Origin of the sequence: Kitasatospora sp. NPDC048286 (assembly GCF_043201735.1) — a bacterium.
Lineage (GTDB): Bacteria > Actinomycetota > Actinomycetes > Streptomycetales > Streptomycetaceae > Kitasatospora.
The window spans coordinates 265,551-291,342 of the sequence record NZ_JBICZE010000013.1; the positions used below are offsets into that span (position 1 = coordinate 265,551).

The 25,792-nt window shown below is 70.8% G+C and carries 25 protein-coding genes; 14 read left to right on the forward strand and 11 right to left on the reverse strand.

The window, feature by feature from the left end:
* Window positions 1-71: 71 nt before the first annotated feature.
* Complete coding sequence (locus ACGF13_RS29415) at window positions 72-461, reverse strand: hypothetical protein (protein WP_392880750.1); 390 nt, start codon at window positions 459-461, stop codon at window positions 72-74.
* A 382-nt stretch (window positions 462-843) separates the two neighbouring features.
* Between ACGF13_RS29415 and ACGF13_RS29420 the strand changes: the two genes are divergently transcribed.
* The 3 genes from ACGF13_RS29420 (at window position 844) to ACGF13_RS29430 (ending at window position 2,043) form a co-directional block, all read left to right on the forward strand.
* Window positions 844-1,035 carry a transposase family protein gene (locus tag ACGF13_RS29420; RefSeq protein ID WP_392880811.1) on the forward strand — a complete coding sequence of 64 codons (192 nt, stop codon included), beginning with the start codon at window positions 844-846 and terminating at the stop codon, window positions 1,033-1,035.
* A 159-nt stretch (window positions 1,036-1,194) separates the two neighbouring features.
* Entirely contained in the window at window positions 1,195-1,617 is a 423-nt protein-coding gene (locus ACGF13_RS29425; RefSeq protein WP_392880753.1) for a transposase, read from the forward strand.
* A gap of 30 nt (window positions 1,618-1,647) precedes the next feature.
* On the forward strand, window positions 1,648-2,043 hold the full coding sequence (locus ACGF13_RS29430) for a hypothetical protein (protein ID WP_392880755.1): 396 nt from the start codon (window positions 1,648-1,650) through the stop codon (window positions 2,041-2,043).
* 282 nt (window positions 2,044-2,325) lie between these two features.
* Here the strand turns inward: ACGF13_RS29430 and ACGF13_RS29435 are convergent, their stop codons facing one another.
* From ACGF13_RS29435 to ACGF13_RS29450, 4 genes are all read right to left on the reverse strand, one after another.
* The gene (locus tag ACGF13_RS29435; RefSeq protein ID WP_392880758.1) at window positions 2,326-3,000 is read right to left on the reverse strand and encodes a hypothetical protein; all 675 of its coding nucleotides are present in this window, start codon (window positions 2,998-3,000) and stop codon (window positions 2,326-2,328) included.
* 101 nt (window positions 3,001-3,101) lie between these two features.
* Window positions 3,102-5,141, reverse strand: a complete 2,040-nt coding sequence (locus tag ACGF13_RS29440) for a hypothetical protein (protein WP_392880760.1) — start codon at window positions 5,139-5,141, stop codon at window positions 3,102-3,104.
* On the reverse strand, window positions 5,138-5,917 hold the full coding sequence (locus ACGF13_RS29445; RefSeq protein WP_392880763.1) for a hypothetical protein: 780 nt from the start codon (window positions 5,915-5,917) through the stop codon (window positions 5,138-5,140). Before ACGF13_RS29445 ends, ACGF13_RS29440 begins: the two co-directional genes overlap by 4 nt.
* Window positions 5,918-6,026: 109 nt before the next feature.
* Window positions 6,027-6,713, reverse strand: a complete 687-nt coding sequence (locus ACGF13_RS29450; protein WP_392880813.1) for a Crp/Fnr family transcriptional regulator — start codon at window positions 6,711-6,713, stop codon at window positions 6,027-6,029.
* 810 nt (window positions 6,714-7,523) lie between these two features.
* Here ACGF13_RS29450 and ACGF13_RS29455 point away from each other — a divergent pair.
* From ACGF13_RS29455 to ACGF13_RS29465, 3 genes are read left to right on the forward strand one after another with little or no spacing between them, the layout of a single operon-like run.
* Window positions 7,524-9,140, forward strand: coding sequence for an alpha/beta fold hydrolase (locus ACGF13_RS29455; RefSeq protein WP_392880766.1), 1,617 nt, complete (start codon window positions 7,524-7,526; stop codon window positions 9,138-9,140).
* A gap of 52 nt (window positions 9,141-9,192) precedes the next feature.
* Complete coding sequence (locus ACGF13_RS29460; RefSeq protein WP_392880768.1) at window positions 9,193-9,915, forward strand: response regulator transcription factor; 723 nt, start codon at window positions 9,193-9,195, stop codon at window positions 9,913-9,915.
* Entirely contained in the window at window positions 9,915-11,228 is a 1,314-nt protein-coding gene (locus tag ACGF13_RS29465; RefSeq protein WP_392880771.1) for an ATP-binding protein, read from the forward strand. Before ACGF13_RS29460 ends, ACGF13_RS29465 begins: the two co-directional genes overlap by 1 nt.
* Window positions 11,229-11,312: 84 nt before the next feature.
* Here the strand turns inward: ACGF13_RS29465 and ACGF13_RS29470 are convergent, their stop codons facing one another.
* Window positions 11,313-12,578 carry a DUF4157 domain-containing protein gene (locus ACGF13_RS29470; RefSeq protein ID WP_392880773.1) on the reverse strand — a complete coding sequence of 422 codons (1,266 nt, stop codon included), beginning with the start codon at window positions 12,576-12,578 and terminating at the stop codon, window positions 11,313-11,315.
* Between the two features lie 265 nt (window positions 12,579-12,843).
* Between ACGF13_RS29470 and ACGF13_RS29475 the strand changes: the two genes are divergently transcribed.
* Both ACGF13_RS29475 and ACGF13_RS29480 read left to right on the forward strand, forming a co-directional pair.
* Entirely contained in the window at window positions 12,844-13,155 is a 312-nt protein-coding gene (locus ACGF13_RS29475; protein ID WP_392880775.1) for a hypothetical protein, read from the forward strand.
* A 34-nt stretch (window positions 13,156-13,189) separates the two neighbouring features.
* Window positions 13,190-13,432 (forward strand): hypothetical protein, encoded by a 243-nt coding sequence (locus tag ACGF13_RS29480; RefSeq protein ID WP_392880816.1) that lies wholly within the window; start codon window positions 13,190-13,192, stop codon window positions 13,430-13,432.
* A 239-nt stretch (window positions 13,433-13,671) separates the two neighbouring features.
* Here the strand turns inward: ACGF13_RS29480 and ACGF13_RS29485 are convergent, their stop codons facing one another.
* The 3 genes from ACGF13_RS29485 to ACGF13_RS29495 are packed head-to-tail and all read right to left on the reverse strand — an operon-like array spanning window position 13,672 to window position 14,986.
* On the reverse strand, window positions 13,672-13,908 hold the full coding sequence (locus ACGF13_RS29485) for a hypothetical protein (RefSeq protein ID WP_392880777.1): 237 nt from the start codon (window positions 13,906-13,908) through the stop codon (window positions 13,672-13,674).
* A gap of 37 nt (window positions 13,909-13,945) precedes the next feature.
* Window positions 13,946-14,395, reverse strand: a complete 450-nt coding sequence (locus ACGF13_RS29490; RefSeq protein WP_392880779.1) for a hypothetical protein — start codon at window positions 14,393-14,395, stop codon at window positions 13,946-13,948.
* A 39-nt stretch (window positions 14,396-14,434) separates the two neighbouring features.
* Entirely contained in the window at window positions 14,435-14,986 is a 552-nt protein-coding gene (locus ACGF13_RS29495; RefSeq protein WP_392880780.1) for a hypothetical protein, read from the reverse strand.
* Window positions 14,987-15,049: 63 nt separating this feature from the next.
* Between ACGF13_RS29495 and ACGF13_RS29500 the strand changes: the two genes are divergently transcribed.
* On the forward strand, window positions 15,050-15,328 hold the full coding sequence (locus tag ACGF13_RS29500) for a hypothetical protein (protein ID WP_392880783.1): 279 nt from the start codon (window positions 15,050-15,052) through the stop codon (window positions 15,326-15,328).
* A 35-nt stretch (window positions 15,329-15,363) separates the two neighbouring features.
* Here the strand turns inward: ACGF13_RS29500 and ACGF13_RS29505 are convergent, their stop codons facing one another.
* Complete coding sequence (locus ACGF13_RS29505; RefSeq protein ID WP_392880785.1) at window positions 15,364-16,485, reverse strand: IS630 family transposase; 1,122 nt, start codon at window positions 16,483-16,485, stop codon at window positions 15,364-15,366.
* A 990-nt stretch (window positions 16,486-17,475) separates the two neighbouring features.
* On the opposite strand from ACGF13_RS29505, the gene ACGF13_RS29510 reads away from it, so the two are divergent.
* From ACGF13_RS29510 to ACGF13_RS29520, 3 genes are all read left to right on the forward strand, one after another.
* Window positions 17,476-18,543 carry a protein kinase family protein gene (locus ACGF13_RS29510; RefSeq protein ID WP_392880788.1) on the forward strand — a complete coding sequence of 356 codons (1,068 nt, stop codon included), beginning with the start codon at window positions 17,476-17,478 and terminating at the stop codon, window positions 18,541-18,543.
* 754 nt (window positions 18,544-19,297) lie between these two features.
* The gene (locus ACGF13_RS29515) at window positions 19,298-19,570 is read left to right on the forward strand and encodes a hypothetical protein (protein ID WP_392880791.1); all 273 of its coding nucleotides are present in this window, start codon (window positions 19,298-19,300) and stop codon (window positions 19,568-19,570) included.
* Window positions 19,571-20,045: 475 nt separating this feature from the next.
* Window positions 20,046-21,377, forward strand: a complete 1,332-nt coding sequence (locus ACGF13_RS29520; protein ID WP_392880793.1) for an NADH-quinone oxidoreductase subunit D — start codon at window positions 20,046-20,048, stop codon at window positions 21,375-21,377.
* 94 nt (window positions 21,378-21,471) lie between these two features.
* Here ACGF13_RS29520 and ACGF13_RS29525 read toward each other — a convergent pair whose 3' ends face one another.
* Window positions 21,472-21,996 carry a hypothetical protein gene (locus ACGF13_RS29525; RefSeq protein ID WP_392880795.1) on the reverse strand — a complete coding sequence of 175 codons (525 nt, stop codon included), beginning with the start codon at window positions 21,994-21,996 and terminating at the stop codon, window positions 21,472-21,474.
* Between the two features lie 492 nt (window positions 21,997-22,488).
* On the opposite strand from ACGF13_RS29525, the gene ACGF13_RS29530 reads away from it, so the two are divergent.
* On the forward strand, window positions 22,489-22,902 hold the full coding sequence (locus ACGF13_RS29530; protein ID WP_392880797.1) for a hypothetical protein: 414 nt from the start codon (window positions 22,489-22,491) through the stop codon (window positions 22,900-22,902).
* 175 nt (window positions 22,903-23,077) lie between these two features.
* Window positions 23,078-25,411, forward strand: a complete 2,334-nt coding sequence (gene secD, locus ACGF13_RS29535; protein WP_392880798.1) for a protein translocase subunit SecD — start codon at window positions 23,078-23,080, stop codon at window positions 25,409-25,411.
* Window positions 25,412-25,792: the final 381 nt, after the last annotated feature.

The window sequence follows — 25,792 nt, forward strand, 5'->3', positions numbered from 1 at the left end:
CCCCGCCCGGTGGAGCCCGCTCCCGCGCACGGCGCTCGGGCGCCTTCACACTGGGCGCGAAGCCGCCAACGTTACTTCTGGGCTTCGCAATAGGCCCCCTTCTCCTTGAGCTCCACCAGGATCTTGTCGATGGTTGCCGTGGGCAGATCCTTCAGGTCCTTGTCCTTCTTGGCCGCATCCTCGATCCTCTTCAGGAGCTTCTTCTGCTCGTCAGCCGAGGTCTTCGTCAGGGGGCCGTTCATGACTTCGGCGTCGACGATCCTCTGGAGCGCCTTGAGCTGGACGTCGGTGAGATGACCGTCTCCCTTGCGTGCGGTATTTTCCTTCTCCATCTCCGCGTTGACGCAGGTGACGATCTTCTCCCGTTGCGTCTTCCCGTCCACCGCCGAGGCGTGGGCGGGACTGCAGAGCAGGAGGGCAGTGGCCGCCATGAGGGTCGCGGCCGGGCGATGCAGATTCATTCCGTTCCTCCGAGATCGCCGGACGTTGCCGTCCGGGCATTTCCGCGCTTGAAGAAGTGTGTTGAGCGCTGACCGGGGCCGAAGATGTCAGGACGCGTGACATCCGACCGGGTGGGTGCGTGATGCGGGCCATCCTGCCACCCCTCGGGGACGAGAAGGGTGATCGACTCCATCTGGCCGAATGCCCGGTCCGGTTCCGGCGGCCCGCAGTGTCAGCGGACACGGCAGACTGGCTCTGGCGCGAGTTCCGTGAAAGCCGCCTGCGGATCTTGTCGGTTGGCGATCATGTCGGGTGTCCGTTGCTGATCTTCTGGCCGTCCTGTTCCCTCAGTTCGCCTTGCTGAACATCGAGTCGGTCAGAAAGGTCGGCCAATCGGTCCGTGTGCATGCGTGGGGGCGGACGCCGGGGGCGACGTGCCCGGGCTGCGGGGCCTGGTCCGAGCGTGTGCACAGCGGTTACGAGCGGCGGATCAGCGACACGGCCGTCTCCGGCCGGGAGCTGCTGCTGCACCTGCGGGTCCGCCGGTTCTTCTGCGGCAACGCCGCGTGCGAGAAACGAACGTTCGCCGAGTAGATCGCCGGTCTGACGTTCTGGTATGGCCGGTGCGCGCTGCCGCTGCGGAAGGCCCGGGAGGCGATCGCTCTCGCGCTGGGCGGCCGGACCGGCGCCCGGCTCGCTGAGCAACTGGCGGTCGGAGTCGGCCGCGACGCCTTGATACGCCTGATCCGAGCGATGCCGGACCCGATCACCGGGCGGGTGCGCGTGTTCGGCGTCGACGACTTCGCCCTGCACAAGGGCCACAACTACGGCACGGTCCTCATCGACATCGAGGGCCACCGCCCCATCGAGGTCCTGCCCGAGCGATCCGCCGACGCGCTGGCCGACTGGCTCAGCGAGCACCCCGGCGTCGAGGTGGTAGGCCACGACTGTGCCCGCTGCTACGCCGACGGCGGGGACCGCGGCGCCGGCACGGCGGCGCACGTCGCGGGTAGGTACCACCTCTGGAAGAACCTCGGCGAGGCAGTCGAGCGGCTGGTTGCCCGCCCGCGCCAGCAGTGGGTCCCACCCGTGCCGGAGAAAGAGAAAGCAGTGCCCTTCGCATCCGCGAGCGTCACGTATGAGGTGTCACAGTACGGCTGTACTCTCCGGGGCTGACCGTCGTTGCAGGTATGGGAGGGGGCACCCGTGCAGATCGCCGGGCTCGACCTGTACGTGAACCACCCGATCATCGCGCTGGGATCCTCGGAATGGATGCCGGCGTCGCTAGAACTCGCAGGTCGGGCGGCCGCAGCATGCGAGACCCATCTGCTGGTCCGAGTACAGCCACAGACCGCCCTGGTCAAAGTGCGGATCTTCCTCCCCGACACCGAAGACCTGAGCGGTCCCGCCATTGGATTCACCACCGTGTTCGACGGGCCGCTCATGCTGCCCGACGGACGTTTCGTCATCGGGGATGTCATGGGACAGAGCCGGTTCGCGACCACCCTGCCGGGACCAGGCACCCGGCGTGTGCGCGTCGACGTAGACGATGCAGTTGGGCACGCACATGCCGTCGATATCACCGTCGCACGGGATTCGTAGAAGCCTGGCCAGCGCACCAGATCACGGAACTCCCGCCAGAGCCAACTCCTACTGTCCCTTGACACCGCAGAACGACTTCACCGGAAATTCCCTAGCCGGGGTCGTCGCTGCGAGGCGGCCGCTGTAGTCTCCGCCCCCGATAGACCATGTCGTCGGGGCGCAGCATCAACCGGGCGTACTGCCAGGCCGCGTCGAAGGGCATGCGGGTCGAACCCGCTGCCCGGATTCGCAGCGCCAGGAGACTTGTCACCGGAGCCAGGACCCAGCGCCACACGGACAGTCTCATTTCGCCGCTCCCGACCCGCCGGCCCGCGGCCGCGCCTCGTGACCGGCACCAGTCTTCGTGGCCGGTTCGGACGGCTCCCACCAAGTCCTGGTGTCTGCCCATCCCATCCGGTCGAAGACGTCCTGCACGGTGGCGGCGAACCGGGCGTGCCTACCAGGGTCGTTCTCCAGCTTGTCCCACAGGTGGACCACCCCGTGCGCGAAGCGTTCCGCCTTGGCCTGCGCGTCGTCGGTGTCGCCCACGAGCGGCAGGATGTGTTCCCGGAATTCCTTCCATCCCGGGTGCGGAGCGATATCGGTGTGGTTGAGCAGCCACCAGACGCGTGCGCTGTCCGGTGCGGCGAGGACCACGTCCCGGATCCAGTCCTGTCTGACCTGTTCCTGTTGTGCCGTCCGTCGAGCGTCGCGGAGGGCGTCCAGGTAGTCCTGGGACCTGGCTTCGTCCTCCTGGCTCAACGTCAGCGTGAGCCGGGCCCGCCAGCGGGCCTGCGAGCCGTCCCCGACCTCGCGCCATGACCGGGTCTCCTGGGCGAGCCGTTGCCGGACGATCTCCAGTTCGTCCGGCGCGTGCACTCCGGCGATCGCCCGCCCCGTGTGCTCCAGGGCGAGCCGTGCGGCCGCCTCGGCGGCCGCACGGTCACCCCGGGCTCCGGGCGGGGGGCGGAAGGCCACGGCTCCGCGCACTCGGAAGCCGATTCCGGGAAGCTTCGTCGGCCAGCGGCCGTTCACCCGCCCCCGCCTTCTCCACCACCGGAAGCCGGGCCCACCGGACTTCACGGTGCGGTGGTCTCTCGCGGCGGCTCGGGCGGCACGTGGGTGCGCCGCAGGGTCTCGCGCCAGAACGGGATGACGCTTCCGCTGTCGTCCACCATCACCATGTCGAAGAACCGCTGGAACTCGCTCGCGCCGAGGACTTCGGCGAGCATGTTCTGCACGGTGTCCCGCTGGGCGGCGTCTTCTTGGTCGAACCGGGCCCGCCAACGCTGCATCTGGGCCACCCCGGCCTCTTTGCCGCCCTCGATGCCCAGCAGGCCCTGCCAGGCCTGGACGATCTGCTTCCGGGTGTCCGGCTCGGCGGCGCCGGCCAGGATGAGGTCGGTGCCCTCATCGCTGCCGATGACGGCGAGGAAGACGCCGAGCACCTGGCGCTTCAGTTTCGGGTCCGCCCACACCCGGGGGGCGGCGAGCCACTGGCCGACCGCCTTGCGCACCTCGTCCGGTCGCTTGTCGGCCAGCTGCTGGAAAGCCCGGCGCACCCCATCCGCTCCGAGCTCTTTGCGGCCCGCGGCCTTGCCGAGCCGGGTGAGGGCCGGCCCCGGATTCTCCTCGCCCCACTTTCCACCGCAGATCTCGACCACGAGGTCGACCTTGTGCTCGGCGGTTCCGTTGCTGCTGACCCACTGCAGCAGCCTGTCGCGGACGTAGCGGCCGAGTTCGGGGTCGCCGGCTGCTGTCGTCAGCGTCTCCGCCGCGAGGGAGCGACGGCTGGCCCGGACGTCCGCCAGCTCATCCAGGATGGACCGGTCGCGCCGGTCCACCGCCAGGTTGTGCAGCGCCTTGGCGGCGAGACGGGCGTCGGCCTCGGGAATGCTCCGGTTGCTGATGACGCCGACGGCCCAGCGTCGGATCAGGTCCCGCTGGGTGGGGAATTCGGTCCACAGGCTGCGCAGGACCGCCATCGCCAGGCCGGGCTTGCTCGGGTCGTGGTGGACGCGTTCTCCGTTGGACTCGATGCCGGCCGCTTTGAGCCTGCTCGCGCTGGTGGCATCGGCCAGCACCTGGGCGGGCGAACGTTCCAGGGCGAGTTCCTTCTGCAACGCGTCGCTGGCCCGGATCACCGAACCGCGCTGTCCGCCGTCGAGCAGCGCGCCCGCCCACACCGTCGCGCGGATCGCCAGAACCGTGGCCTGGGCTGCTGCCGCGCCCCTCTGCAGCAGCTCCTCCACGGCAGTCGGCCAGTTCCTGAACTCGTCCACCAGCGGGCCGAGTCCGTCACGCTTCTCGGCTCGGGAGATGACGCCGGCCAGCCGGTGGGCTTCACGGGCGCCCGGATTCCCCGACCAGATCCTGTCCAGTGCCGGCTCGTTCAACCAGTCGATGCGGTCGGCCAGCGGTCCGGCCCGCAGTTCCGCCTCCACCAGGGCCCGGGCGTCGGGCGCCTCCGGCCAGGCGGTGAACTCGACGGTCCGGTCGGCGAGGTGGCCGTTCCAGTCGTCCGGCGTAGCCAGCACCACCAGGTACGACCCCTTGGCGCGGAGCTTCTTGCCGTAGGTGACCAGGTCGTCTACGAACCGGTCGGCGGGCGGCTCGGGAAGGTTGGAGAGGTCGAGGACGAAACCGCAGCCCTGGTCGTCCGGCAGCGGCCCGGTGGACACCTTGGACCACTCGGGGACCAGGTCCTCGATCTGCCGCACGGCGAGGTCGCGAAGCAGCCGAAGCGCCTGCGTCCGCCTGCCCGTTCCCGGCGGGGCGTTCAGCACGACCACCCCGAAGGTCCGGCAGGCGTCACGGGCGGCGCTCCACTGCTCCGGGTTCCGCGGCCGCACGAACCGCCCGTTGGCCGAGGCGAGGAACTCGGCGTCCGTCGGCGGCACCTGCACCCGGTTCACGAAGTCGCCGTGCAGGAACAGCATGTACGCCTGGACGTTCCGGTCACCGACCTGGCTCAGGGCGGGGGAGTCCTGGCCGGTCTGCGACGGCAGCGGCCCGGCGGCAGCGGTCTCTCGCCCCGGGCCGATCGGTGCCGTCGGCCGAGCGGGCGGCAGGTCCTGGGGTCCGGGTTCCTGAGGCGCCCCGGCTCCGAAGCCGTTCACTCGATTACCAGCCTCTCAAGGTGCTTGACCTGGACGTTCTTCTGTCCGTGCTGTGTGAAGGAGGCCCCGGTCGAACCGGGGGACGCCGGCTGCGGCGGTCGGTCTCCCGCTTCGTCGGCCGACGGCGCCGGGCCGGGTCCGTTGCCCTGCTCGAAGATCGCGGGGTCGGCGAGCCCCCAGTCGAAGCCCGGGATGTGCAGCCAGGCGGGGCGCTGAAAGGTCTTCACCCGCACCAGGTGCGGGACGAACTGCCCGGTCAGGGCGTCGCCGCCGATGCAGCCGCTCTCGAAGACGTCTTCGTGGACCCGCTGCGAGATGATCACCGCGGTGCTGGTGATCGCCGGATTGGCGCGCGCCAGCAGGTCCCGCAACGCCTGGTCGTCCAGCAACCGGTGGGTCTGAACCATCGGCACACCGAGGCCGCTCACGGGAAGCGGGCCGACATGGATGCTGACCCTCAGCTGCAGCGGCGTCTCGTGGGGGCGCTCCGCCCGACGGTTCGCCAGCTCGTCGCGCAGGGCGCCTGGGAAGCACGCGACCAGGGCGGGAAGGGCCTCCGGCTCCACACCGGCGACGTAGCCGTCGCCCGTGTGCTGACCGAAGACCCTGCGCTCCCAGTGCGCACTCACGTTGCTGGTGCTCAGCGCCTTCGCGAGCAACTGCGGGATGTCCGCGTTGACACGCTGCATGTCCCGGCTGGTCAGCGTGCCGAAGTTCCGTGCGTCGACCGCGAGTACGGCCCGGTAGGGCCACAGCGGCTCCCAAGACGGCAACACGAAGTGTTCCTCTCGTCGTGTCTGGCACCGCGTATCGCGGCAGCAGCCACCTTCCCGGGGCCGGCCGGGTGAGAATGTCCAGCGTTGGACGCTACGGATGTGGGCCAGGTCACATCGCGCCGGAGGCTTGCCCGTACGCCTCTCCGCGGGCCGCGGCCGCCAGCTGCCCGGGGTCGGTGACGATCAGATGCCGCCGCGCCAGGGAGAGGACTCCGGCCGCCTGGAGGCAGCCGAGCGCCATCGCGGCCGAAGACCGCTTCATCGAGGCCATGGCAGCCAGCTCGGCCCGCGCCATTCCCAGGCCCACCACCACCGTGTCGCCCTCCGGTCGGCCCAGTTCCTCGGCCAACAGGCTCACCACGCTGGCGATCCGCGCCACCGGGCTGGTGTGCAGCAGCGCGACCCGCAGCCGCTCATGGCTGTTCAGTCGCTCGACGGTCAACTGGTAGATCACCGCCTGGAGTTTGTGCCGGTCGACGTAGTGGCGGAACGCGTGGGTCGGCAACACCATGCCCACGCAGCGCTGCGCCGCCGTCACGTTCGCCGACCGAGGGCGCCCCACGAGGGCCCCCATCTCTCCCAGCACTTCGCCCGGCCCGCGGAGCATCAGGACCAACTCGTCGCCGCACTCGTTGAGTTGCGTCACCCGTACCTGGCCTTCGAGCAGGGCGATCACCGAGTCCGGCGACTCGCCCTGACGGAGCAGCAGCGTCCCCCGCGGGAAGGTCCGTCTACGCCCGCGGTCCACCAGATCGCGCCACGCCTCCGGCGGCACCAAGGAGCGGAAGTTCACCATGGCCACCGGAGCCGTCACCCCGCGATCGCGGCGAGACCGAAGGTGACACGTCCGCCGACGGCGTGGAGTGGCGACCACCGCACACGCCGATGCCTGAACCGGGCCGGATCGCCCGGCACCACCACCCGCCACGCCGTCTCGATCGCGCCCGTCGCCACCGCATCAGCTCCCTCGGTCCGGCCGGCACATCACCGGCACGCGCTCACCATCCTGTGCTCAGTGCCGAACGGGAAAACCCGGCCGGTGGACATTGGCCGATATCCGGCCGGTTGCGGAATCATGCGGAAACGGGCCGAATATCCCCGCCCGAACCAGTCCGGCCCGCAGATTTCGATCCCTTGTCCGAATCCGCGCCGATCCGCGGAAATGGGGGTGGGGTGCCGCTTTCGGGAGAGTCGTCAGGCAGCGGCACGACGCAGCGGCACGCCACCGCAGGGCGCAGAACACTCCTCATGGTCGGCGATGAGCCGGGCGCAGTCGGAGGCGGGAAGCGGGAATGTCACCCAGGGCGGGATGAGCGGATTGTGGACGACGATGTCAGTGTTCGACGTGCGGATGAGCGCATCGTTTCGGATTTCGGCCCGTCGGGCTGCTTCTCGGGTCCGGGTGTTGGCGACAGCAGGGATTGCCAATTCGTCGGCCCGGTCCGGACTTCGTCTGAACGTCGGAGGGAACCTCGACGGCCCCGGCTCGGGGGCGTACGTCTCCCGCGGGTTCTTACACGCCTTTGCCGTCGCTCTGCCGGGCGGCTGACGGGCGCCCGGCAGAGTCGTGCTCACACCGACCGCAGGACGCATGGAGGGCACGGCGATGACGACGAACACGGGCACGGGCATGAACGCGAGCACGGGCACGAACGCGGGCACGAGCACGGGCACGGGCACTCGGACGAACACGAACGGGCCGGCGAGGCGCGGCACCCTGGCGGCCGCGGCCCTGGCCGTACTGGCGGCCGTGCTGCCCCTCACCGCCGTCCCGGCCGCGCAGGCCTCCCCGGCCGACACCCGGGGTCGAGCCGCATGGTGTCCGGCCGTCCCCGGGCACCGGGTCGACTGCACGACCATGCGCCGCCCGCTGGTCGCGGACGAGCCGCGCCTGGGAGGCATCGACGTGAGCTACGCGGTGGTGCGCCACAGCCGCCCCGGCCCGGCGCTGGGCACCGTCGCGCTCAACCCCGGCGGCCCCGGCGAGACCCTGATCGACCGCGCCGAACAGGTGGCCGGCGCGTTGCAGGGGGTGCTGGACGACTACGACCTGCTGCTGCTGGACCCGCGCGGTACCGGCCGCTCCGGCCGGCTGCCCTGCGACGTCACCGAGGCCGAGTACCGCTTGGCCCCGCGGGCCGGCCAGCGCGAGGTCGTCGCCGAGTGCGCCGAGGAGCTCGGTCCGCGTGCCCGCGGCTACACCAGCGCCGCCACCGCCGACGACATCGACGCCGCCCGCGAGCGCCTGGGCGCCCCCAGGCTGGTGCTGTACGGCATGTCGTACGGCACCTACCTGATGCCGGTCTTCGCCGACCGCCACCCCGAGCGGGTCGAGTCGATGGTGCTGTCCGGCGCCTACCCGGTCGCCTTCGACTCCCTGGCCCGGCCCGGCGCCCAGCAGGTCTCCCTGACGCTGCGCCGGATCTGCGAGCGCAGCGGCGCCTGCGACCCGGACACCGCGGTGCACGACCTCGCCGCTGTCACCGGGCGGCTGCGCAACCGCCCGCTGAAGGTGACCGCCAAGCTCGACGGCGAGCGGCGCACCGTCCTGTTCACCGAGGACAAGCTCGCCGACCTGATGTACGAGCCGGCCACCCGCGGCATCGGCCTGCACCCCGGAGAGCCCGGACTGCTCGGCGCCCTGCCCGCCGCCCTGCACGCCTTCGCCACGGGCGACGACAAGCCGCTGTCCGCCCTGGTGCGCGGCGAGATGGAGGGCACCGGCACCGAGGACCAGGCCTCGTTCCTGGCCGTCACCTGCAACGACTACACCCCCACCTGGGACCCGAACACCCCGGTGTCGGAGCGCCGCCGCCAGTACAACGCCGCCCTGGCCGCCGCCGACCCGGCCGACTTCGGGGCCTTCAGCCCCAAGGGCTGGGCCGCGGGCCAGACCGATGGCGGGGACAACTGCCTGAACTGGCCCAGTCGGGGGACCGCCCGCCCGCAGCCGACCGACCTCAGGAACCTGCCCGACGTGCCCGTCCTGGTGCTCTCCGGAGACCTCGACACCAACACCCCCGAGGTCAACTCCCGCCTGTCGGCGGCCCAGTTCCGCCACAGCGCGTTCGTCTCGGTGCCCAACAGCGGACACCTCCCGGAGATGAAGTCCACCGGCTGCGCCCTGGAGATCTCCAGCCGCTTCATCCGCACCGGGGAGGTCGGCGACACCTCCTGCCTGTCCGCGATCCCGCCGGTCACCGTCGTCCCCGTCCCGCGCTGACCGGCCACCCCCGACCGGCATGACCACGCCCGCCACCAGCGAAGATGATGCCATGACAGATCCCACCGTCGACGCCCGGCGTACCGTCCTGGTCGTCGAGGACGACCCCGGCGTCCGCAGCACCCTCGACCACCTGCTGCGCTTCGAGGGTTACCGGGTGCTCACCACCGCCGACGGCCAGGAGGCTCTGGAACTCCTGGAGCACCGGCGCCCCGACCTCGCGCTGGTGGACGTGGTCATGCCCCGCCTCGACGGCCTCGCGCTGTGCCGGATGCTGCGCCGGCGCGGCGACCGCCTGCCCATCCTGGTCCTCACCGCCCGCCACCAGCTCGGCGACCGGGTCGCCGGGCTGGACGCGGGCGCCGACGACTACCTCGCAAAACCCTTCGCCACCGAGGAACTGCTGGCCCGGATACGCGCCCTGCTGCGCCGCACCGAGCCGCCCCGCGCCGAGGACGGCGACGGCACCGACAGCGCCCACCTCGCCCTCGCCGACCTCACCCTGGACCCCGCCGCCCGCCTGGCCCACCGCGGCACACGCCGACTCGACCTGACCAAGACCGAGTTCGACCTGCTGGAACTGCTCCTGCGCAACCAGGGCACCGTCCTGACCCGTCATCAGATCTACCAGCGCATCTGGGGCTACGACTTCGACACCGACTCGCGCTCGCTCGACGTCTACGTCGGCTACCTGCGGCGCAAGACCGAGGAGGACGGCGAGCCCCGGCTGATCCACACCGTGCGCAACGTCGGCTACACCGTCAGGACCGCCTGATGCTGCGCACCAGGATCGGCCTCGTGGTCCTCGCCTCCGTCCTGCTGGCGATCGCCGTGCCCGTCACCGCCGCCTACCGCGGCGTCAGCACCCTGGTCTCCGAACAGCTCGACCGGAGCCTCCAGGACCGGGCCCACACCGTGCTCGCCGCCCTGGATCTCGGCCGCCTGCCGCCCGCCAGGCCCGACACCGTCGAACAGCTGCTGCCCGCCGACGGCACCGCACGCCCGCTGACCCCGGGCGGTCCCGCACTGCCGGTTTCGGCCCGCGCCCTGGAGGTGGCCCGCACCGGGCAGGGCTCCCACCAGGAGGACGCCACCGTCGACGGCACCTCCTACGGCGTGCTCACACAGGCCCGCCCGGACGGGCAGGGCGCGGTGATGGTCGGCCAGACCTACGCCGGGGTCACCGAGGTCGACGAGGCGTTCCTGCAACGGATCACCGTCACCAGCGCGGCGGCCGCGGCCTCCTGCGCCCTGCTCAGCTGGCTCGTCCTCGGCCGGATCCTGCGCCCGGTGCGGCGCCTGGCCGCCGCCGCCGAACACATCACCACCACCCGCGACCTGGCCACCCCGCTGCCCGCCGCCGGGCGCGACGAGATCGGCGGCCTCACCCGGGCCTTCGAGTCGATGGTCGGCGCGCTGCGCCGCTCCCGCGAGCAGCAGCAGCGCCTGGTCCAGGACGCCAGCCACGAGCTGCGCACCCCGCTGACCTCGGTGCGCGGCTGCGCCGAACTCCTCCAGCGCGCCCGCGGCCGGCTCGCCCCCGAGGACGAGGAGCAGATCCTCGCCACCCTGGTCAACGAGACCGTCGCGCTCGACGAAATCGTGCGCGAGCTCGTCGAGTTGGCCACCGACCGGCAGACCGCGGAGGACCCGGAACCGCTCGACCTGCCGGCCGCCGCCGAGGACAGCGCCCGGCGATTCCACCGCCGTGTCGGCCGCGAGATCGCCGTCACCGTCGAGGACCCGGTACCGGTGTTGGCCCGCCCCCGCGCACTGCAACGCTGCGTGGACAACCTGGTGGGCAACGCCGTCAAGTTCAGCCCGGACGGCACCCCGGTGGAGATCCGGGTCACCGGCACTCGGCTGTCCGTGCGCGACCACGGGCCCGGCATCGCCCCCGGCGACCGGCAGGCCGTCTTCGAGCGCTTCTTCCGCGCCGCCGGCACCCAGGCCACCCCGGGCTCGGGGCTGGGGCTGGCCATCGTCCACGACCTCGTCGCCGCCGACCACGGCACCGTCTTCGCGACCGCCGCCCCCGGCGGCGGCGCCGAGGTCGGCTTCCACCTGCCACCCGCCCCTGAGCAGTGACCACCCGTCGGGGAGCCGTCGCCGCTCGCCCCGTGCCGCGAGGACCTCGGTGCGGGGCGATGGGAACTGTCCGACGATCGGCGGCTACCTGGATTCCTCGTTGATCCTGCGCATGACCTGCAGATACTTCTGGAACAGGTTCCACATGTGCGTCTTCGTCGTTCCGACCCAGGCGTTGAGCGCGTCCTGCTTCTTCTTCCCCCTCATCCCGTTCTCCTGTGTCTTCCTCCGGTAGGCGTCCTGGTCGAAGATCTTCGCCTCGAGGTCGGCGACGGTCGTCACGTCGGTCACGGACACCACCATCTGCTCTTCCTCCCAGGCGACGCCGTAGTGCACGGTGGCGGCCGCGTGCCGCATGGCCCGGACGAACTCTCCGTAGACCTGGGAGTTCGCGTCACCGGCCCGGCCGGCACCACCCCCCACCACGGCCTGCGCCGATTCGTACTCCTCGTTCGCCCGCAGTCTCTTCGCCTGCTCCGCGAGCGTCTGCAGCTCGTCGATCAGGCCATTGACCGCCTGCTGCGCGTCCGGATGGTCGGACGGCAGGTTCTCGCTCTGTTCCCTGAGCTTCGGGATGAGGCTGATCATCGCGTCCCCGAGGGCGTTGAACAGGTGGTCGCCCTGCTTGGGGCCGTCCACGGGCTTGCCTTTCGCGGCATCTCCTTTCGAGGACCCTTGACCGCTGTTCTTCTTGCCCATCCGCTGGACCGGTCCCGGGGCCGTTCCCGTTCCCGTTCCCGCGCGCGGTGTCCGCTGGACCGCGGTCTCACCGGCGTTCGCGCGCATGACCCGGGTCGCGTTGGCCTCCGCTTCGCGTTCGAAGCGGTCGGAGGGGTCGGAGACCTTCAGGCCCGCTCCGTTGTCGGTGCCGGCAACGGAGCCCTGGCGCTGTTGGATGACGTGGGTGAGTTCATGGGCGAGAGTGTGCTGGTCGCCGCCGCCGTCGCCGAGGACGATGTGACTCCCGCTGGTGTAGGCGTGAGCACCGATCTCGGCGGCGGAAGCCCTGGCGGCACCGTCGTCATGGACGCGGACATCGGTGAAGTCGGCGCCGAAGCGGTTCTCCATGTCGGTGCGGGTGGCCTCGTCGAGGGGCCGTCCGGCGGTGCGCAGGACGGCATGGACGGAGGAGCGCTGCACCACGGGTGCGGAGTGCGCGGCTTGCCAGTCGTCGAGGAGTCCGGCGCGGCGCATCATCTGAACGACGGCGGCGTTGCCGGCCGAAGCCTGCAGTCCGAGGAGTCCCTGATCGGGGGTCAGCCCCGGGGCGGGCGTCGAGGAGGAGCGCGAGGCAGGCCGCTGAGCGGGTTTGCGCCGGCCGGTCTCACGGCCATGGTCGTGTACGGGCATGGGCACACTCCGGTATCCGATGTCACTACCCGGACAGCACAACAGCCCGAGCGTGAACGCACCATGCCGAGAGGAGCAGTGTTCGTGTACCAGCTGATACGCCCGGGGTGCCCACAAGGGCGGCGGGGAAGGAACGTCAGGCCGCCCGCGCCGGCGGTGCGGTGCGGGAGCCGGCCGGGGACGACCGCGCCCCGGCCGGCCCCCGACGGCACAACGGCGGTGGCGCTTGCGGCGGGAAGCCGCCAGCAGGATCAGGCCGCCGCCGATGACGAGCGCGGCGATGCCGGTGGTGAGGGCGATCTGGCTGTCGGTGCTGGCCAGGATGCCGCCGCCCGAGGACGGCTGGCTGGGCTGGCCGGTGGGCGCCGGGCTGCTGTCACCGTTCGGGCCGGTGCTCGCACCAGGGTTCTGCGTGGGCGAGCCGCTCGGTGCCGGGGCCGAGGTGTGGCCCGTGACGGTCGCGGTGCACTCGCCGGCGGTCGCCGCGGGCGGGCAGTTGTCGGCGGGCCGGTCCGCCGTGACGGTGTTGCGCAGGATGTGGTCCCTGGCGGCCGGGTTGTGGAGCGTGACGCTGTAGGTCAGCTTGGCGGTGGCGCGGGTGGCACCGTGTTCTGCGGTTGCTCTTCGTCCCCGGCCTGGCCCCGGCACAACTGGCCCAGGCAGTCGATCGCATCAAGAGCGGGATCAGTGCAGCGGGACTGCTGAGCGAATGGAGCGATGACCGTCACGTCGCTGTCGACATCCCACCCGATACGGACGCATCTCAGCTGTTCGAAATCATGGAACGCGAGGTGACGGAAGGCCGAGCGTTCTGGGAGTGGGTCGATGCCATGCCGTTCTCCGCCCCCAGCTGAGCCGACCCGTCAGTCTCGCCTTCTTCCGAACCGAACTCCGCTCCTCTGTGTCGCAATGCCACCTGAGCTTCCTTGGGTTCGCCCAGCCGATACTTCAGAATCTCTGAACTCGCGGAAGATCCAGTTCTCCGCGTTCTACTGAGCGCCCGGTGAAAGACGGCGCCCACGAGAAGGGCGGGGTGGAGCATGAAGGCGGCCGCCTCCGCCACAAGCACCCGGTCCCACCGCCTTCTCTGAACCTACTGCCGAGCCTTGCTCGTGGCCACGATGTCGATGGCGACTCGGAGCGGTGTCTCCGCGTTCCCCAGTAGTGCCCGGGTGATTGCGATCGCCTGGATGACGCTCATCCCGCGCTTGGCCAGGAGGGTCTGAACAGCCTCCATTCCATCGCTCTCTAGGACTGGCCGGGACTCCTCGACAATCGCGGCCAAGCGTGCGGCTTCCTCGGGACGTAGTCCGATCACGTGGTCAAACACGACTGCTTCCTTCCCATGCTGATCCGGTGGGTTGTACTCACGTCTCATTGGAGCTGACTACTGCGCTCAGAGCCTTCACGGCGTCATCGTATTGATGGCGGTCGAAATGGAACGGACCGAATCCCGAGTAGTCGCGTGCCTTGCGGTGGGGCTGTTCGAAGGAGTCCCAGGTCACGTGGTCAGATTCCACTGTGATGCTGGCCATCAGCGGCCAGCATCCCCACTCGCCGCATTCGCAGCCGAGCACGGGCGTCTTCGGCCCCATGGCTCCGGTGGACTGTCCGTGGAAATGGTCTTCCATCGGGCCGAACCGAAAGAACTGCGGGATAAGTCCACCGTAGGCGTCTCCGGCTGGCTGCATCCCGGCATCCGTTTCGAACTGGTCGATCAAGTTGGTGAGTGGTATTCGGTCGATGCACGGGACGACCTCGAGTACGCCACGTTCAGCGTGGCGTCGGCAGTCGAAGTGGATATCCTGGTTGGTCATATTCTGATTGTCTTCTCTGCACTGGTCTGGCTGCTGCTGTCAGCGCTGGTGGTAGAGCTCGCGGTAAGTGCGAAAGTCGAAGAAGCGCAGGCCGTCAAACTCGGCCCCGGACTCGATTTCCTGCAGAGTCCAGGGGCGGTCGGAGTAGTCGTCAGTCGCGACGCCTCCGTGCTCAAGCAGCAGTGCGACCAGTTGGTGGACCTCCCCGGTTCCATCGATCCGCCCGGAGATGTCGATCTGGACTGCCCAGGTTGGCTGGTGACCGAGGGCCACTTCGACGGCCGCCACGTCGTCGGGATCCCAGTCGGAGAAGAGGTAGCCGGTCTGCTCATCGTCGATGTCGATGTAGAGGCCGCCAGCCAGAATCCACGGCTTGCGCTGCTGGGGCAAATGCCGATCGAGTGAGGCAACGGTCTCAGCTCGCTCACCTGTAGGGAAGACGAACACGGTGCGCATGGGTGGAGCGTAGGTGGTACAGGTTCTCCGCGGCCATGGATATTCAGAGCGCGCCTCCTGGAGCAGGGTGCGGATGCCGTCGATGGGGATCGGGCGGTCCTCCAGCCCGATCTTGTGCTGGAACAGCAGCGGCATGGCCGGGCGCTCAGTGCTCTGACCGGGAACGTTCACCGGTTGGGCCCGGGGTAGCCTGCGCCCGTGAAGGTCTATCCCCTCTGGCACATCAGCCACCAGAACGAAGCCGGCCCCAACGACGAGACGATTCACCTCGACGACGGGGTCGTGTTCATCGACGAGCAGGACGGCGACGACGTCAAGCTGCTCGGCATCTACTCCTCCGAGGCCGCCGTCGAAGAGCGGATGCGCCGCGCGCGTCTTCTACCGGGCTTCGCCGACGAGCCAGACTGCTTCCAGATCGGAGAGTATGACCTCGATGAGGACCACTGGACCGAGGGCTTCGTCCGCGTGCCGGTCTAGGTCTTCGGGTGAGCGATCCTGCCGAGGCGGGCCATTCACGCCGCTTCGGTGAGCGTCCTTCCTCCCCAGCGGAGGCCCTTCTCGCTGCGAATACGGGCGCGCTCTCTGTGCTGGGCTGTGAGGACGTCGGGGTGGCGGGCGTTGGCGTTGCGCCAGCGCAGGTAGGCGTGCAGCGCGCGGGTCTGGACCGTGTGGTTCGGATGGTTCGAGTTGGCGAGCGTGAACTGCCGCAGCGGTCCGAAGTGCGCCTCGATCGGGTTGGCCCAGGAGGTGTTGGTCGGGGTGAAGCAGAGGTGGACGTTGTTGTTCTTCGCCCAGCGCAGGATCCTCTTGCCGTTGTGGGCGGACAGGTTGTCCAAGATCACGTAGACCGGAGCGCCGTCCGGCCGCGCGGCCCGGATCGACCTGAGCGCGGCCAGGGAGTTCGTCGTGCCCTTGCGACGGCGGTTGACGTCCCAGAGTTTGTCGTCGCCGACCGAGTAGCAGCCATGGAAGTACGTGACACCGTGGGTCCGCTTGTAGGTCGCCGGCAGCCGGTTCGGCCGTCCCTGTTCGGCCCAGCAGCTGCCCGCAGTGGGGCGGATGCCGAGCGGGCCGAACTCGTCGAACGCGAACGTGCGGTCCGGGAAGCGCTCCAGGATGAGCTCGATTCGGTCGAGTTTGGCGTCGTACTCGGGGTCGGTGGACTTCTTCCACGTCTTGGTGCGCTGGAAGGTGACGCCTCGCCAGGCGAGTAGGCAGCGCAGGGCCTCACGGCCGATGCGGATCACCCGACCGTGGACTTTGCGCAGGTAGGCCAGGAGTTTGCGGATGGACCAGCGGGTGAAAGGCTGGCCGAGCTTGGTCGGGCGGGTGGTGGCCGTCTGGACGACGAAGTCCTCGTCGTCAAGGTTGAGTAGGCGGGGACGGCCTCCCGCCCACCGAGGGTCCAAGCAGGCCAAGCCGATCTCGTTGAACCGGTGGATCAGGTCCCGCACCGTGTCCTCGTCTGCCTGCACAAGCTGGGCGATGACCGGGACCCGGTTGCCGCCGGCCGAGGCCAGCAGCATCATCGCCCGCCGATACCGCACCGAGTTGGTGCTGCCCCGACGCACGATCCTCTGTAACTGCTGGCCTTCTTGGTCCGTGAGCCTGCGGGCCCTGACCGGCTCTGCCATCGTGCCCCCTCCCGAGCTGAACGTCTCGCGACATCCAACCGGCCGAGGGCCCGCCAGCGCCAACCCGGCGAACCTATGCGGTCACAGCACTCAGCTCCTCGAGGCGCACTCCGGTCATGTGCAGGACCTCGACCGCAGCCCAGCCCCAGAACGAGTTGCTCTCCTCGCGGGCAAGGTTCCGGCGCCGACCTGTCCCGGGTTCCTCGGCCCAGAGGTGGGGCGGGTGCCGCTTGAGGACCGCGCGCTGCAGCGTCTGGCCGCCGGCGGTGAACAACCTCGTCGGGCCGGACACGTCCGGCGGCCTCCAGACGGGCCGCGGCGGCCCTGCGGTTCCGGTCGACGGCTTCGACGAGGGCCGGGAGGACGGGCAAGCGCTCGCGGGTGCGCTGGTCCATCCGGGCCTTGCGGCGAGCCTTCATCTTGTGGTGTTGAATGTCGTCGACGCGGACCGGGCAGGGGGCCGCCCACGGGCCCCAGTGGGAGGGCTCGTCGAGCGCCCATCGCGCGAGGTCCAGGTAGAAGGCCCGCACCGTCATGAGGCTGTCGGATGCGGTTGCCCGCTCCACCGTGGACTCCACGATGTTGCCGCGCTCGTTGGTGGTGCGGACCGCGCGGGTTTGAAGCCGCCTCTTCCGGGCCGCGGCGATGTCGGGAGCGGTCCGGAGCGAGTCGATGCCGGGGTGGTGGTTCTCCAGGTCCTTCCAGAACCACAGTGCCAGCGCGGTCGCCAGTCCGGTCAGAGTGTTGTAGTCGGCCGGGGGCTGACGTTCCCTCAGATAGTGGGCCCTGATGGAGATCCAGAGGGCGACCAGGGCAATGACCTCCGGCAGAGGCCGACCGGTCGGCGTCGCACGTCGTGCGGGCAACGGCCCGCCAACGGCAGATCAGATGCCGAGCGGTTTTGCGGTCCGAGGGAGACCTTGGCGGCGGGAGTCGATTACGTTTGAGCGATCACCGACGCCCTGGTCCCGGGGCACAGAGGAGCCGTCGATGCGCCACGAATCTCAGCACGACGCACGTCTGGCCGCCTACGGGACCGTTGCTACCCGCCTGTCCCTGCTGAGCGACCGGCGTCTCGGCGAGATCGTGGCGTCCGCTCCTCCGGTCGGATCCGGTATCGGCGGCAGGTCGGCGGAGCTGGACATCGACGGGACGCGGGTCTTCGTCAAGAGGGTGCCGTTGACGGACGTCGAGACCGAGCCGGAGAACATCCGGTCCACGGCGAACCTCTTCGGTCTGCCGATGTTCTACCAGTACGGAGTTGGCTCGGCCGGGTTCGGTGCCTGGCGAGAGCTGGCCGTCCACATCATGACCACCAATTGGGTCCTCGGGAAGGAGTACGAGGGCTTTCCCCTGATGTACCACTGGCGGGTCCTGCCCGACTCCCCTCCCGAGGGCTTCGTGGACGAGTTCGGGGGCATCGACGGAGCGGTTGCCTACTGGGAAGGCTCGCAGGCCGTACGCGAGCGACTGGAAGCCATCGGCCGATCCTCCCGCAGCCTGGCGCTGTTTTTGGAACACCTGCCGCAGACACTCCGCACGTGGTTGCACGAGCACGGGGAGACTGCTGTGGCCACTGGTGGTGGCTCTCCTGCGTGGGTGGAGGATGCTTTGGCGCGGGGCACGACGTTCATGAGCTCTCACGGACTCGTGCACTTCGACGCCCACTTCAACAACCTGCTGACCGACGGCAGGCTGATCTACTTCGCGGACTTCGGACTGGCCCTGAGCTCAGGCTTCGAACTCTCAGCAGCAGAGTGGCAGTTCTTCTCGGAGCATCTCGGGTACGACCGCTACCACACCGCGAGCCATCTGATCCGCCACCTCGTCGACCGCGTCCGGGGCGGCATGGAAGCAGACGTGTTCCTTCAGGAGTGGATCGCAGGTCGAAGGCCCGAGGCTGTTCCGCCGGAGATCGCTGTGATCGTCGAACGGCATGCCCGGGCCAGCGTCGTCCTGGACGGCTTCCACCGCCGGCTGCTGTCGGAGAGCAAGCAGACTCCGTTCCCCGGTGCCGAGCTCAACCGCGTCGCAGACGCCGGTGAGGCATCGCGCTGACATTCGGAGGAGCGGGATTTTTGGTACTCCAGCACCTGGACACTCCGCTCCGGTCGAGAAGGTCACTCGATCAGTGGCTCCCAATCTCGCGGAAAAACCTTGAGCACGATCAATTACATCCGCGTCACGAACGGCCCAACCAGGGGCCGACTCTCACCGGAGACGTGGTGCCCATATGACCCGATGAAATCACCTTGTCCGTCGAGCCGGTCAGGTGACCGGCTCGGGTGCCGGTACAGGTCCCGGCATCGGGGCAGGGTGGGGGCCCGGTTCCGGCGCGGGCACAGGGGGCGGCTGCGGATCGGGCTCGGGCTGCGGAGGAGCCGGCGGTACCGGGTCGGGGCCACCCGGTGCGGGAACCGGGCCGGGCACGGGCACGGGCCCGGGCTCCGGTCCACCGGTCCGCCGGGGCCCGGCGCCGGTGTCGGGTTGGGCGGCACCGGATCGTTCGGAGGCGTACCCATCCTCTCGCTCCTTCCGGCTCAACGTGTCCGCCGGTGGACACCGCGTGAGCGCGATCGCCCGCGCGGAGTCAGCTACGTCCGGTCGGTGGTCGGAGCCGTCGGTCGCTGCCGGCACCGACGAGGCATGCATCGACAGCGACACGTCGGAAAAGGCGTCGACGCCCGGGACTGCCTTGCCGCCGCCCGTGTCTTCACGGTAGAGCGGGCTTCTCGCAGCGGCAGGTCGGCTCGGCCGCCCCCGCCGAGTATGGCGGCTGGCGCCGAGGCGCCGGCCACGCGAGCATCGGGCCATGACGGAATCCGAGCTTCCACCGGTGAGCCACGACGCCCACTACCTCGGCGCGACAGCCCACCTCTACGGCTGGCAGGTCACGCGCGAGCAGGACGGGGCGATGCGGTTCTCACTGTTCGACTGGACGCTGCGGGTGGCATTCTCCCCGGACGGCCGGTTCTCGTCCGCCAGAGCGAACGGTCCCGGCAGCACGGACACCCGACTGGACCTACGGACCGTGATCGACGCGCTCGAGGAGTACGGCAGCCCTGCACTGCCCAAGGAGTCCTGAATCGCCGGTACTCGGCCGACGCCGACGCCCGCCCCGACCGGAAGGACGAGGCGGGGAACCGTAACCGGCACGCAGGCGCCCGCTACGGCCTGCCCTGAGGCGTGATGAATCGCCGATCCTGTGGCAGCCAGTCAATGTGCCCCGCCCCTCGCGTCCCGGCAAGCCGCTGCGCCCCGGCTGTGCGGTCCCGCCGGACCTTCGGCGCGGCGCGTGCCGATCATGAAAGCGGTCTGTCTGGCCCGGTACCCGTGACTGTTCCGCAGTATGGCCGTGGCCGGTGCGCTGCCGGTCCGGCCGGGTGTTCACGGCAGATGTGCGAGATCCTGGACGTGAGCGGTCCGCGCCGCCGAGTCGGGCCCGTGTGGCCGGCGCGAAGGCCGGCCTGCCGAGACCGCGGCCCGTCGCGCCCGATCGTGCGCCGCGGCACAGGCGCACGGACCGTGACCGACGGACCCGGGCGGAGGTCGTACGGCTGATGAGCGGCATCGAGCACGAGTCGGCAGGAGCGCGGGACACGACCGAGGGCCGCGTCTACACCGTCACCGGTGGCGACTGGGAGGAGGTCGCCGCCGCGCAGCGACGGGTGGACGACGAGCGGATCATCGTCAACATGGGCCCCCAGCACCCGTCCACCCACGGCGTGCTGCGCCTGGTCCTGGAGATCGACGGCGAGACGGTGAAGGAGGCCCGCTGCGGCATCGGCTACCTCCACACCGGCATCGAGAAGAACATGGAGTTCCGCAGCTGGGTCCAGGGCACCACCTTCGTGACCCGGATGGACTACCTGACCCCGCTGTTCAACGAGACGGCTTACTGCTTGGCTGTGGAGAAGCTGCTCGGGATCACCGAGCAGGTCCCGGACCGGGCCGGCGTCATCCGGGTGATGATGATGGAGCTCAACCGGATCTCCTCGCACCTGGTGGCACTGGCCGCCGGCGGGATGGAGATCGGCTCCACCACGCTGATGGTCTACGGCTTCCGGGACCGCGAGGTCGTCCTGGACGTCTTCGAGCTGGTGACGGGCCTGCGCATGAACCACGGCTACGTCCGGCCGGGCGGCCTCGCGCAGGACCTGCCCCCGGGTGCGCCGGACCAGATCCGCGAGGCGGTGAGGCTGCTGCGTTCGCGGATCCCGGAGTACGACAAGCTGGCGACCCACAACCCCGCCTTCAAGGCCCGACTGGTCGACGTCGGCTTCCTGGACCTGCCCGGCTGCCTGGCCCTCGGCGCCACCGGGCCGATCCTGCGGGCCACCGGCCTGCCGCACGACCTGCGCAAGAGCGACCCGTACTGCGGCTACGAGACCTACGAGTTCGACGTCGCGGTGGCCGATACCGCGGACTCCTACGGCCGGTTCCTGATCCGGCTGGAGGAGATGCGCCAGTCGCTGCGGATCGTCGAGCAGTGCCTCGACCGGCTGGCTCCCGGCCCGGTCATGGTGGCCGACAAGAAGATCGCCTGGCCCGCCCAACTGGCCGTCGGACCAGACGGGTTGGGCAACTCCCTCGACCACATCCGCAAGATCATGGGCGAGTCCATGGAGGCGCTGATCCACCACTTCAAGCTGGTGACGGAGGGCTTCCGCGTCCCGGCGGGGCAGGCGTACGTGGCGGTCGAGTCCGCCAGGGGCGAGCTGGGCGTGCACGTCGTCTCCGACGGCGGCACGCGGCCGTACCGGGTGCACTTCCGCGATCCGTCGTTCACCAACCTGCAGGCGGTGGCGGCGATGTGCGAGGGCGGGCAGGTCGCGGACGTCATCGTCTCCGTGGCGAGCATCGACCCGGTGATGGGGGGCGTGGACCGATGAGAACCGGCGCGCCGCGGACGCGCCGTTACTCAGGTTGAGCTCGTGGTGTCGGGCCCCGGCATCCGCCGGATGGCAGCCGGGGCCGACGTACCACTCAACAGTAGGAACCAGGGCTGTCGGTCAGCATCCCCACCGCGGCGAGGATTTCGGCGTGACCAAGGAAGTGCAAGGCGACCTCCAAGCCGTCGGCGCCTCCTTCGGAGGCGGCCATGCCAATCGCGGACACGGCCCCGCCGCCTCCAAGGTGGCCTGGCTCAAGCCCGTGCAGAGTGCAGAGCCATTCATGTGCCGCAGAAAGGTAGGCTGCCCAGTCGTCGTAGTCCGCGAGGTCCAAGCCACTCAGTCGGCTGAGCCAGGCATCGACATGAGCCTGCAGGACGACCTCCAACTGGCGGAAGTCGTGCACCCATCCACACCGCTGCCCGACGCTTTTATCCGCGCGTACGACCGAATGGAAGTCCTTCGTCCAGGCCTCGGCCGCTCCGAGATGGCCCTCGCACACTGTCACCGTCACCGCCGGACCTGAACCCGCAACACTGTCCTCAGCGGAATCGAACCCATCGACAATGACCACGGGGACCTCATCACAGCGATGGATCGCCCGCAACACATCACTCACTCGCAACCCCCTGTCGAACCAGCAAACCGCGCAAGGCTAGACCACACGCCGTCAGGGCAACTGTCCGGCGAGCATCTTCGTCGTTGCCTGGGCGTCGGCAACGACGTCGCACACCACCGGCGCGCAGCCCGTTCCGGCCGCGGCGGGCGGGAGTTCCGTCAGGATCCTGGCGGCGCGGCCGGCGGATTCGGCCGGGTCGTGGGTGTGCCGGATGGTGTGGTGGTCGACGGCGACGTCGCGACCCGGGGCGCTGACGGTTCGTCACCGGTTCGGGAAAGTGACCGCCTGCCCCGGTTCGGCCGCGCGGGCGGCACAGCAGGGGAGACCCACTGACGACGGAGAGCACCGCGTAAGCCCCCGCCGGACGGTGAACCCGGCTCCGGCCGGTCCGCTCCGCCGCCCGAACCCTCCCCGCGCGGCGGCGTCGTCGCCTACAGTGAGATCTTCTTGCGGACGGGACCGGGTGACGGCACGAGCGGGGAGGGGGCCGGAGTGGAACGACACGTACGTCGTACCGCGGCGGCCGCGCTGTCCTGCGCGTTCCTCGTGGCCTGGGCCGTCTGCCAGGTTCTCCTCGGCACGGCGACGGGCGCGGCGCAGCCGGCCCCCGGCGCGCCGCCCGCCGTCGTCACCCCGGCCGCCGTACGGCTCGGCCCGGCGGGCGCGGAGGTCCGGCGCACCGCGGACCGCCCCCGCTCCGATGTCGTCCAGCGGCAGACGGCTGCCGCCGAGTCCGGCGTCCGGCTGCCCGCGTTCCCGCCGGCCGCGCTCCCAGCCGCCCGGACGGACGCCCCCCGGCCCCGGCTCGGGGTGTACGCCCCGGGGCCGCGCCAGGAGCGGGCGCCGCCGTCCGACCACTACGACCCCCGCCACACCCGCGGTCCCCCCTCCACCCGGTCCAGCTGACGTCCCACCGCGCCCGCCGACCCGGGTGTCGCGGCCTGCCCGCGGCCCGGACGGGAGGACTCCGGCCACCGTGCCCGGAGCGTTCCCGGCGGCGCGCGTCCCCTCGCGTCCGCCCGTCCCGGGTGCGGCGTCCCCCGCGGACGCCCGGCTCCCGCGGACCGCCCGTGGAGTACCCATGTCTACTCGCCGTGCCGTGTTCTGGCGCGCGCTCGTCGCGCTCGCCGTCGTCGGTGTCTCGCTCTACGTCGCCCTGACCACCCCGCCCCGCCTCGGCCTCGACCTGCGCGGCGGCACCCGGATCGTCCTGGAGACCCAGGACTCGCCCACCGTCCGCGCCGACGCGGACGCCACCGACCGGGCGCTGGAGGTGCTGCGCCGCCGGGTCGACGGGCTCGGCGTCGCCGAACCCTCGCTCGCCCGCGCCGGGGAGCGGCGCATCGTCGTCGAACTCCCCGGCGTCCAGGACCCCCGCGAGGCCGCCGGGGTCATCGGCCGCACCGCCCAGCTCACCTTCCACTCCGTCACCGCGGCCGCCGACGGCCCGGCCGGACCCCCCGCGGCGGACGGCTCCCGGGTCCTCGCCGACCCCGGCCTCCCCGGCGGCCACCTGCGGCTGGGCCCGCCGGTGCTGACCGGCGACGGCGTCAAGGATGCCTCGGCCGTCCTCGACACCCGGACGGGCCTCGGCTGGAGCATCGACCTCTCCTTCCGCGGCGCGGCCGGCGACGCCTGGGCCCGGCTCGCCGGGGAGGCGGCGTGCGCCGCGCCGGCCGACCCCGCCCGCCGGGTCGCCATCGTGCTCGACGACCGCGTCCTGTCCGCCCCCGGCGTCCAGGACAGCGTGCCCTGCGGGCAGGGGATCACCGGTGGTTCGACGCAGATCACCGGCGGCTTCTCGGCCGACGAGGCCCGCGACCTCGCCGCCCTGGTCAAGGGCGGCGCCCTGCCCGTCCCGGTGACGGTGATCGAGCAGAGCACCGTCGGCCCCACCCTCGGCGCCGAGGCGATCCGGGCCAGCGCCCTGGCCGCGGTCGTCGGCCTGTTGTGCACCGGGGCCTTCATCATCGCGGTCTACCGCCTGCTCGGCGTGCTGGCCACCGTCGCGCTCGCCCTCTACGGACTGATCTCGTACGCCGCCGTGGTCGCGCTCGGCGCGACGCTCACCCTGCCCGGGCTGGCCGGCTTCGTGCTCGCCATCGGCATGGCGGTGGACGCCAACGTGCTGGTCTTCGAACGGGCCAGGGAGGAGTACACCGCTCCCCGGGCGGCCGGCCCCGGCAAGGAGCGCGACCTGCGGCGCCCGCTCCGCGTCGGGTTCGCGAAGGCATGGAGCGCGGTGGCCGACTCCAACGTGACGACGCTGCTCGCCGCCGGGCTGCTCTTCGTGTTCGCCACCGGCCCGGTCAAGGGCTTCGGGGTGACGCTCTCGATCGGCGTGCTGGCCTCGATGTTCTCGGCCATGCTGATCACCCGGCTGCTCGCCGAGTGGGCGGTGCGCCGGCCCGCCGTCGCCCGGCGGCCCACCCTGACCGGCATGGCCACCGTCGGCCGGCTCCGGACCCGGCTGACCCGGCGGCCGCCCCGGCTGATGCGCCACCGGCGGCGCTGGCTGGGCGCCTGCGCCGGCCTGCTGCTGCTCGCCCTGGCCGGGATCGGCGGGCGCGGCCTGGACCTCGGCGTCGAGTTCACCGGCGGCCGGGTGGCGCAGTACACCGCCGCGCAGCGGGTCGACGCGGACGCCGCCCGCGCGGCGGTGGTCGACGCTGGCTTCCCGCAGGCCGTGGTGCAGACCACCGGCGACACCGGCGTGTCCGTCCGCACCAAGGAGGCCGGCGACGACCAGCAGCAGCGCATCCGGGAGGCGCTCACCGGCGTCACCGGCGAGCTGTCCGTGGAGCGCGACGAGCTGATCGGGCCGAGCCTCGGCAGCGAGCTGCGCGGCTACGCGCTGGCCGCGCTCGGGCTCGCGGTCGCCGCCCAGCTGTTCTACCTCACGATCCGCTTCCGGTGGACCTTCGCGGCCGCCGCGGTGATCGCGATGGCGCAGGACCTGCTGCTCGTCCTCGGCCTCTTCGCCTGGTTGGGCAAGCCGGTGGACAGTGTCTTCCTCGCCTCGCTGCTCACCATCGTCGGGTACTCGGTCAACGACACGGTGGTGGTCCTGGACCGGCTGCGCGAGCTGCGCCGGACCGGGACGAAGGCGAGCTGGGCGGACCTCGCGGACCGCGCCGTGGCGCAGACCCTCCCCCGGACGGTGAACACCGGTATGGGGGCGCTGTTCGTCCTGGTGGCCCTGGCGGTCCTCGGCGGCGACTCGCTGGCCGACTTCTCGGTGGCGCTGCTGGCCGGCGTCCTGATGGGCACGGCGTCGACGGTGTTCACCGCGATGCCGGTGGTCGTGCTGCTCCAGGGGCGGTCCCCGGAGCGGCAGCGGGAGACCGGGGAGGCACGGGCGCCGCACGCGGCGGGCGCGGCGCGGGTGCGCGACCGCAACGGGGCGGTGGTCTGAGCGGCGCTGGCTCGGTGGGGTGGCCGTGCGTTTCGCGACCGGCCGGCCGAGTGCGGTCGGCCGGCCGGTCGCCGGGGAGGGGTGTTGCGCGCTGGCCGCACCACGGGGGGAGAGCTCGACGTCGTCGCGAACCGGGGCTTACGGGGTGCTGACGGTGCGGGTGCTGACCGCCTGGCAGAGCTCGGGCCTCGTGCCAGGGCGGGTGGCGAGAAAGTTTTTGGACCCCGGGTGCAACCCCCCGGCGGGATGGACGTCTATCAGGGTGAGAGGCGGGGAGAGCGAGCCGGTGAAGCCGGGGGGGGGGGGGGGGGCTCGGGCCGGCTCCTCGGGGCGCGACAGTAGGCGCCCGCTCATCCGATCGACACCACCATCACCATGTCC

Bases quoted from the DNA above. Each gene is read 5' to 3' on its own strand.
- ACGF13_RS29415 (WP_392880750.1), bottom strand. From the start codon at position 461: ATGAATCTGCATCGCCCGGCCGCGACCCTCATGGCGGCCACTGCCCTC.
- ACGF13_RS29425 (WP_392880753.1), top strand. From the start codon at position 1,195: ATGCCGGACCCGATCACCGGGCGGGTGCGCGTGTTCGGCGTCGACGAC.
- ACGF13_RS29450 (WP_392880813.1), bottom strand. From the start codon at position 6,713: ATGGTGAACTTCCGCTCCTTGGTGCCGCCGGAGGCGTGGCGCGATCTG.
- ACGF13_RS29455 (WP_392880766.1), top strand. From the start codon at position 7,524: ATGACGACGAACACGGGCACGGGCATGAACGCGAGCACGGGCACGAAC.
- ACGF13_RS29460 (WP_392880768.1), top strand. From the start codon at position 9,193: ATGACAGATCCCACCGTCGACGCCCGGCGTACCGTCCTGGTCGTCGAG.
- ACGF13_RS29465 (WP_392880771.1), top strand. From the start codon at position 9,915: ATGCTGCGCACCAGGATCGGCCTCGTGGTCCTCGCCTCCGTCCTGCTG.
- ACGF13_RS29470 (WP_392880773.1), bottom strand. From the start codon at position 12,578: ATGCCCGTACACGACCATGGCCGTGAGACCGGCCGGCGCAAACCCGCT.
- ACGF13_RS29475 (WP_392880775.1), top strand. From the start codon at position 12,844: ATGACGAGCGCGGCGATGCCGGTGGTGAGGGCGATCTGGCTGTCGGTG.
- ACGF13_RS29490 (WP_392880779.1), bottom strand. From the start codon at position 14,395: ATGACCAACCAGGATATCCACTTCGACTGCCGACGCCACGCTGAACGT.
- ACGF13_RS29495 (WP_392880780.1), bottom strand. From the start codon at position 14,986: ATGCCGCTGCTGTTCCAGCACAAGATCGGGCTGGAGGACCGCCCGATC.
- ACGF13_RS29505 (WP_392880785.1), bottom strand. From the start codon at position 16,485: ATGGCAGAGCCGGTCAGGGCCCGCAGGCTCACGGACCAAGAAGGCCAG.
- ACGF13_RS29510 (WP_392880788.1), top strand. From the start codon at position 17,476: ATGCGCCACGAATCTCAGCACGACGCACGTCTGGCCGCCTACGGGACC.
- ACGF13_RS29515 (WP_392880791.1), top strand. From the start codon at position 19,298: ATGACGGAATCCGAGCTTCCACCGGTGAGCCACGACGCCCACTACCTC.
- ACGF13_RS29520 (WP_392880793.1), top strand. From the start codon at position 20,046: ATGAGCGGCATCGAGCACGAGTCGGCAGGAGCGCGGGACACGACCGAG.
- secD (WP_392880798.1), top strand. From the start codon at position 23,078: ATGTCTACTCGCCGTGCCGTGTTCTGGCGCGCGCTCGTCGCGCTCGCC.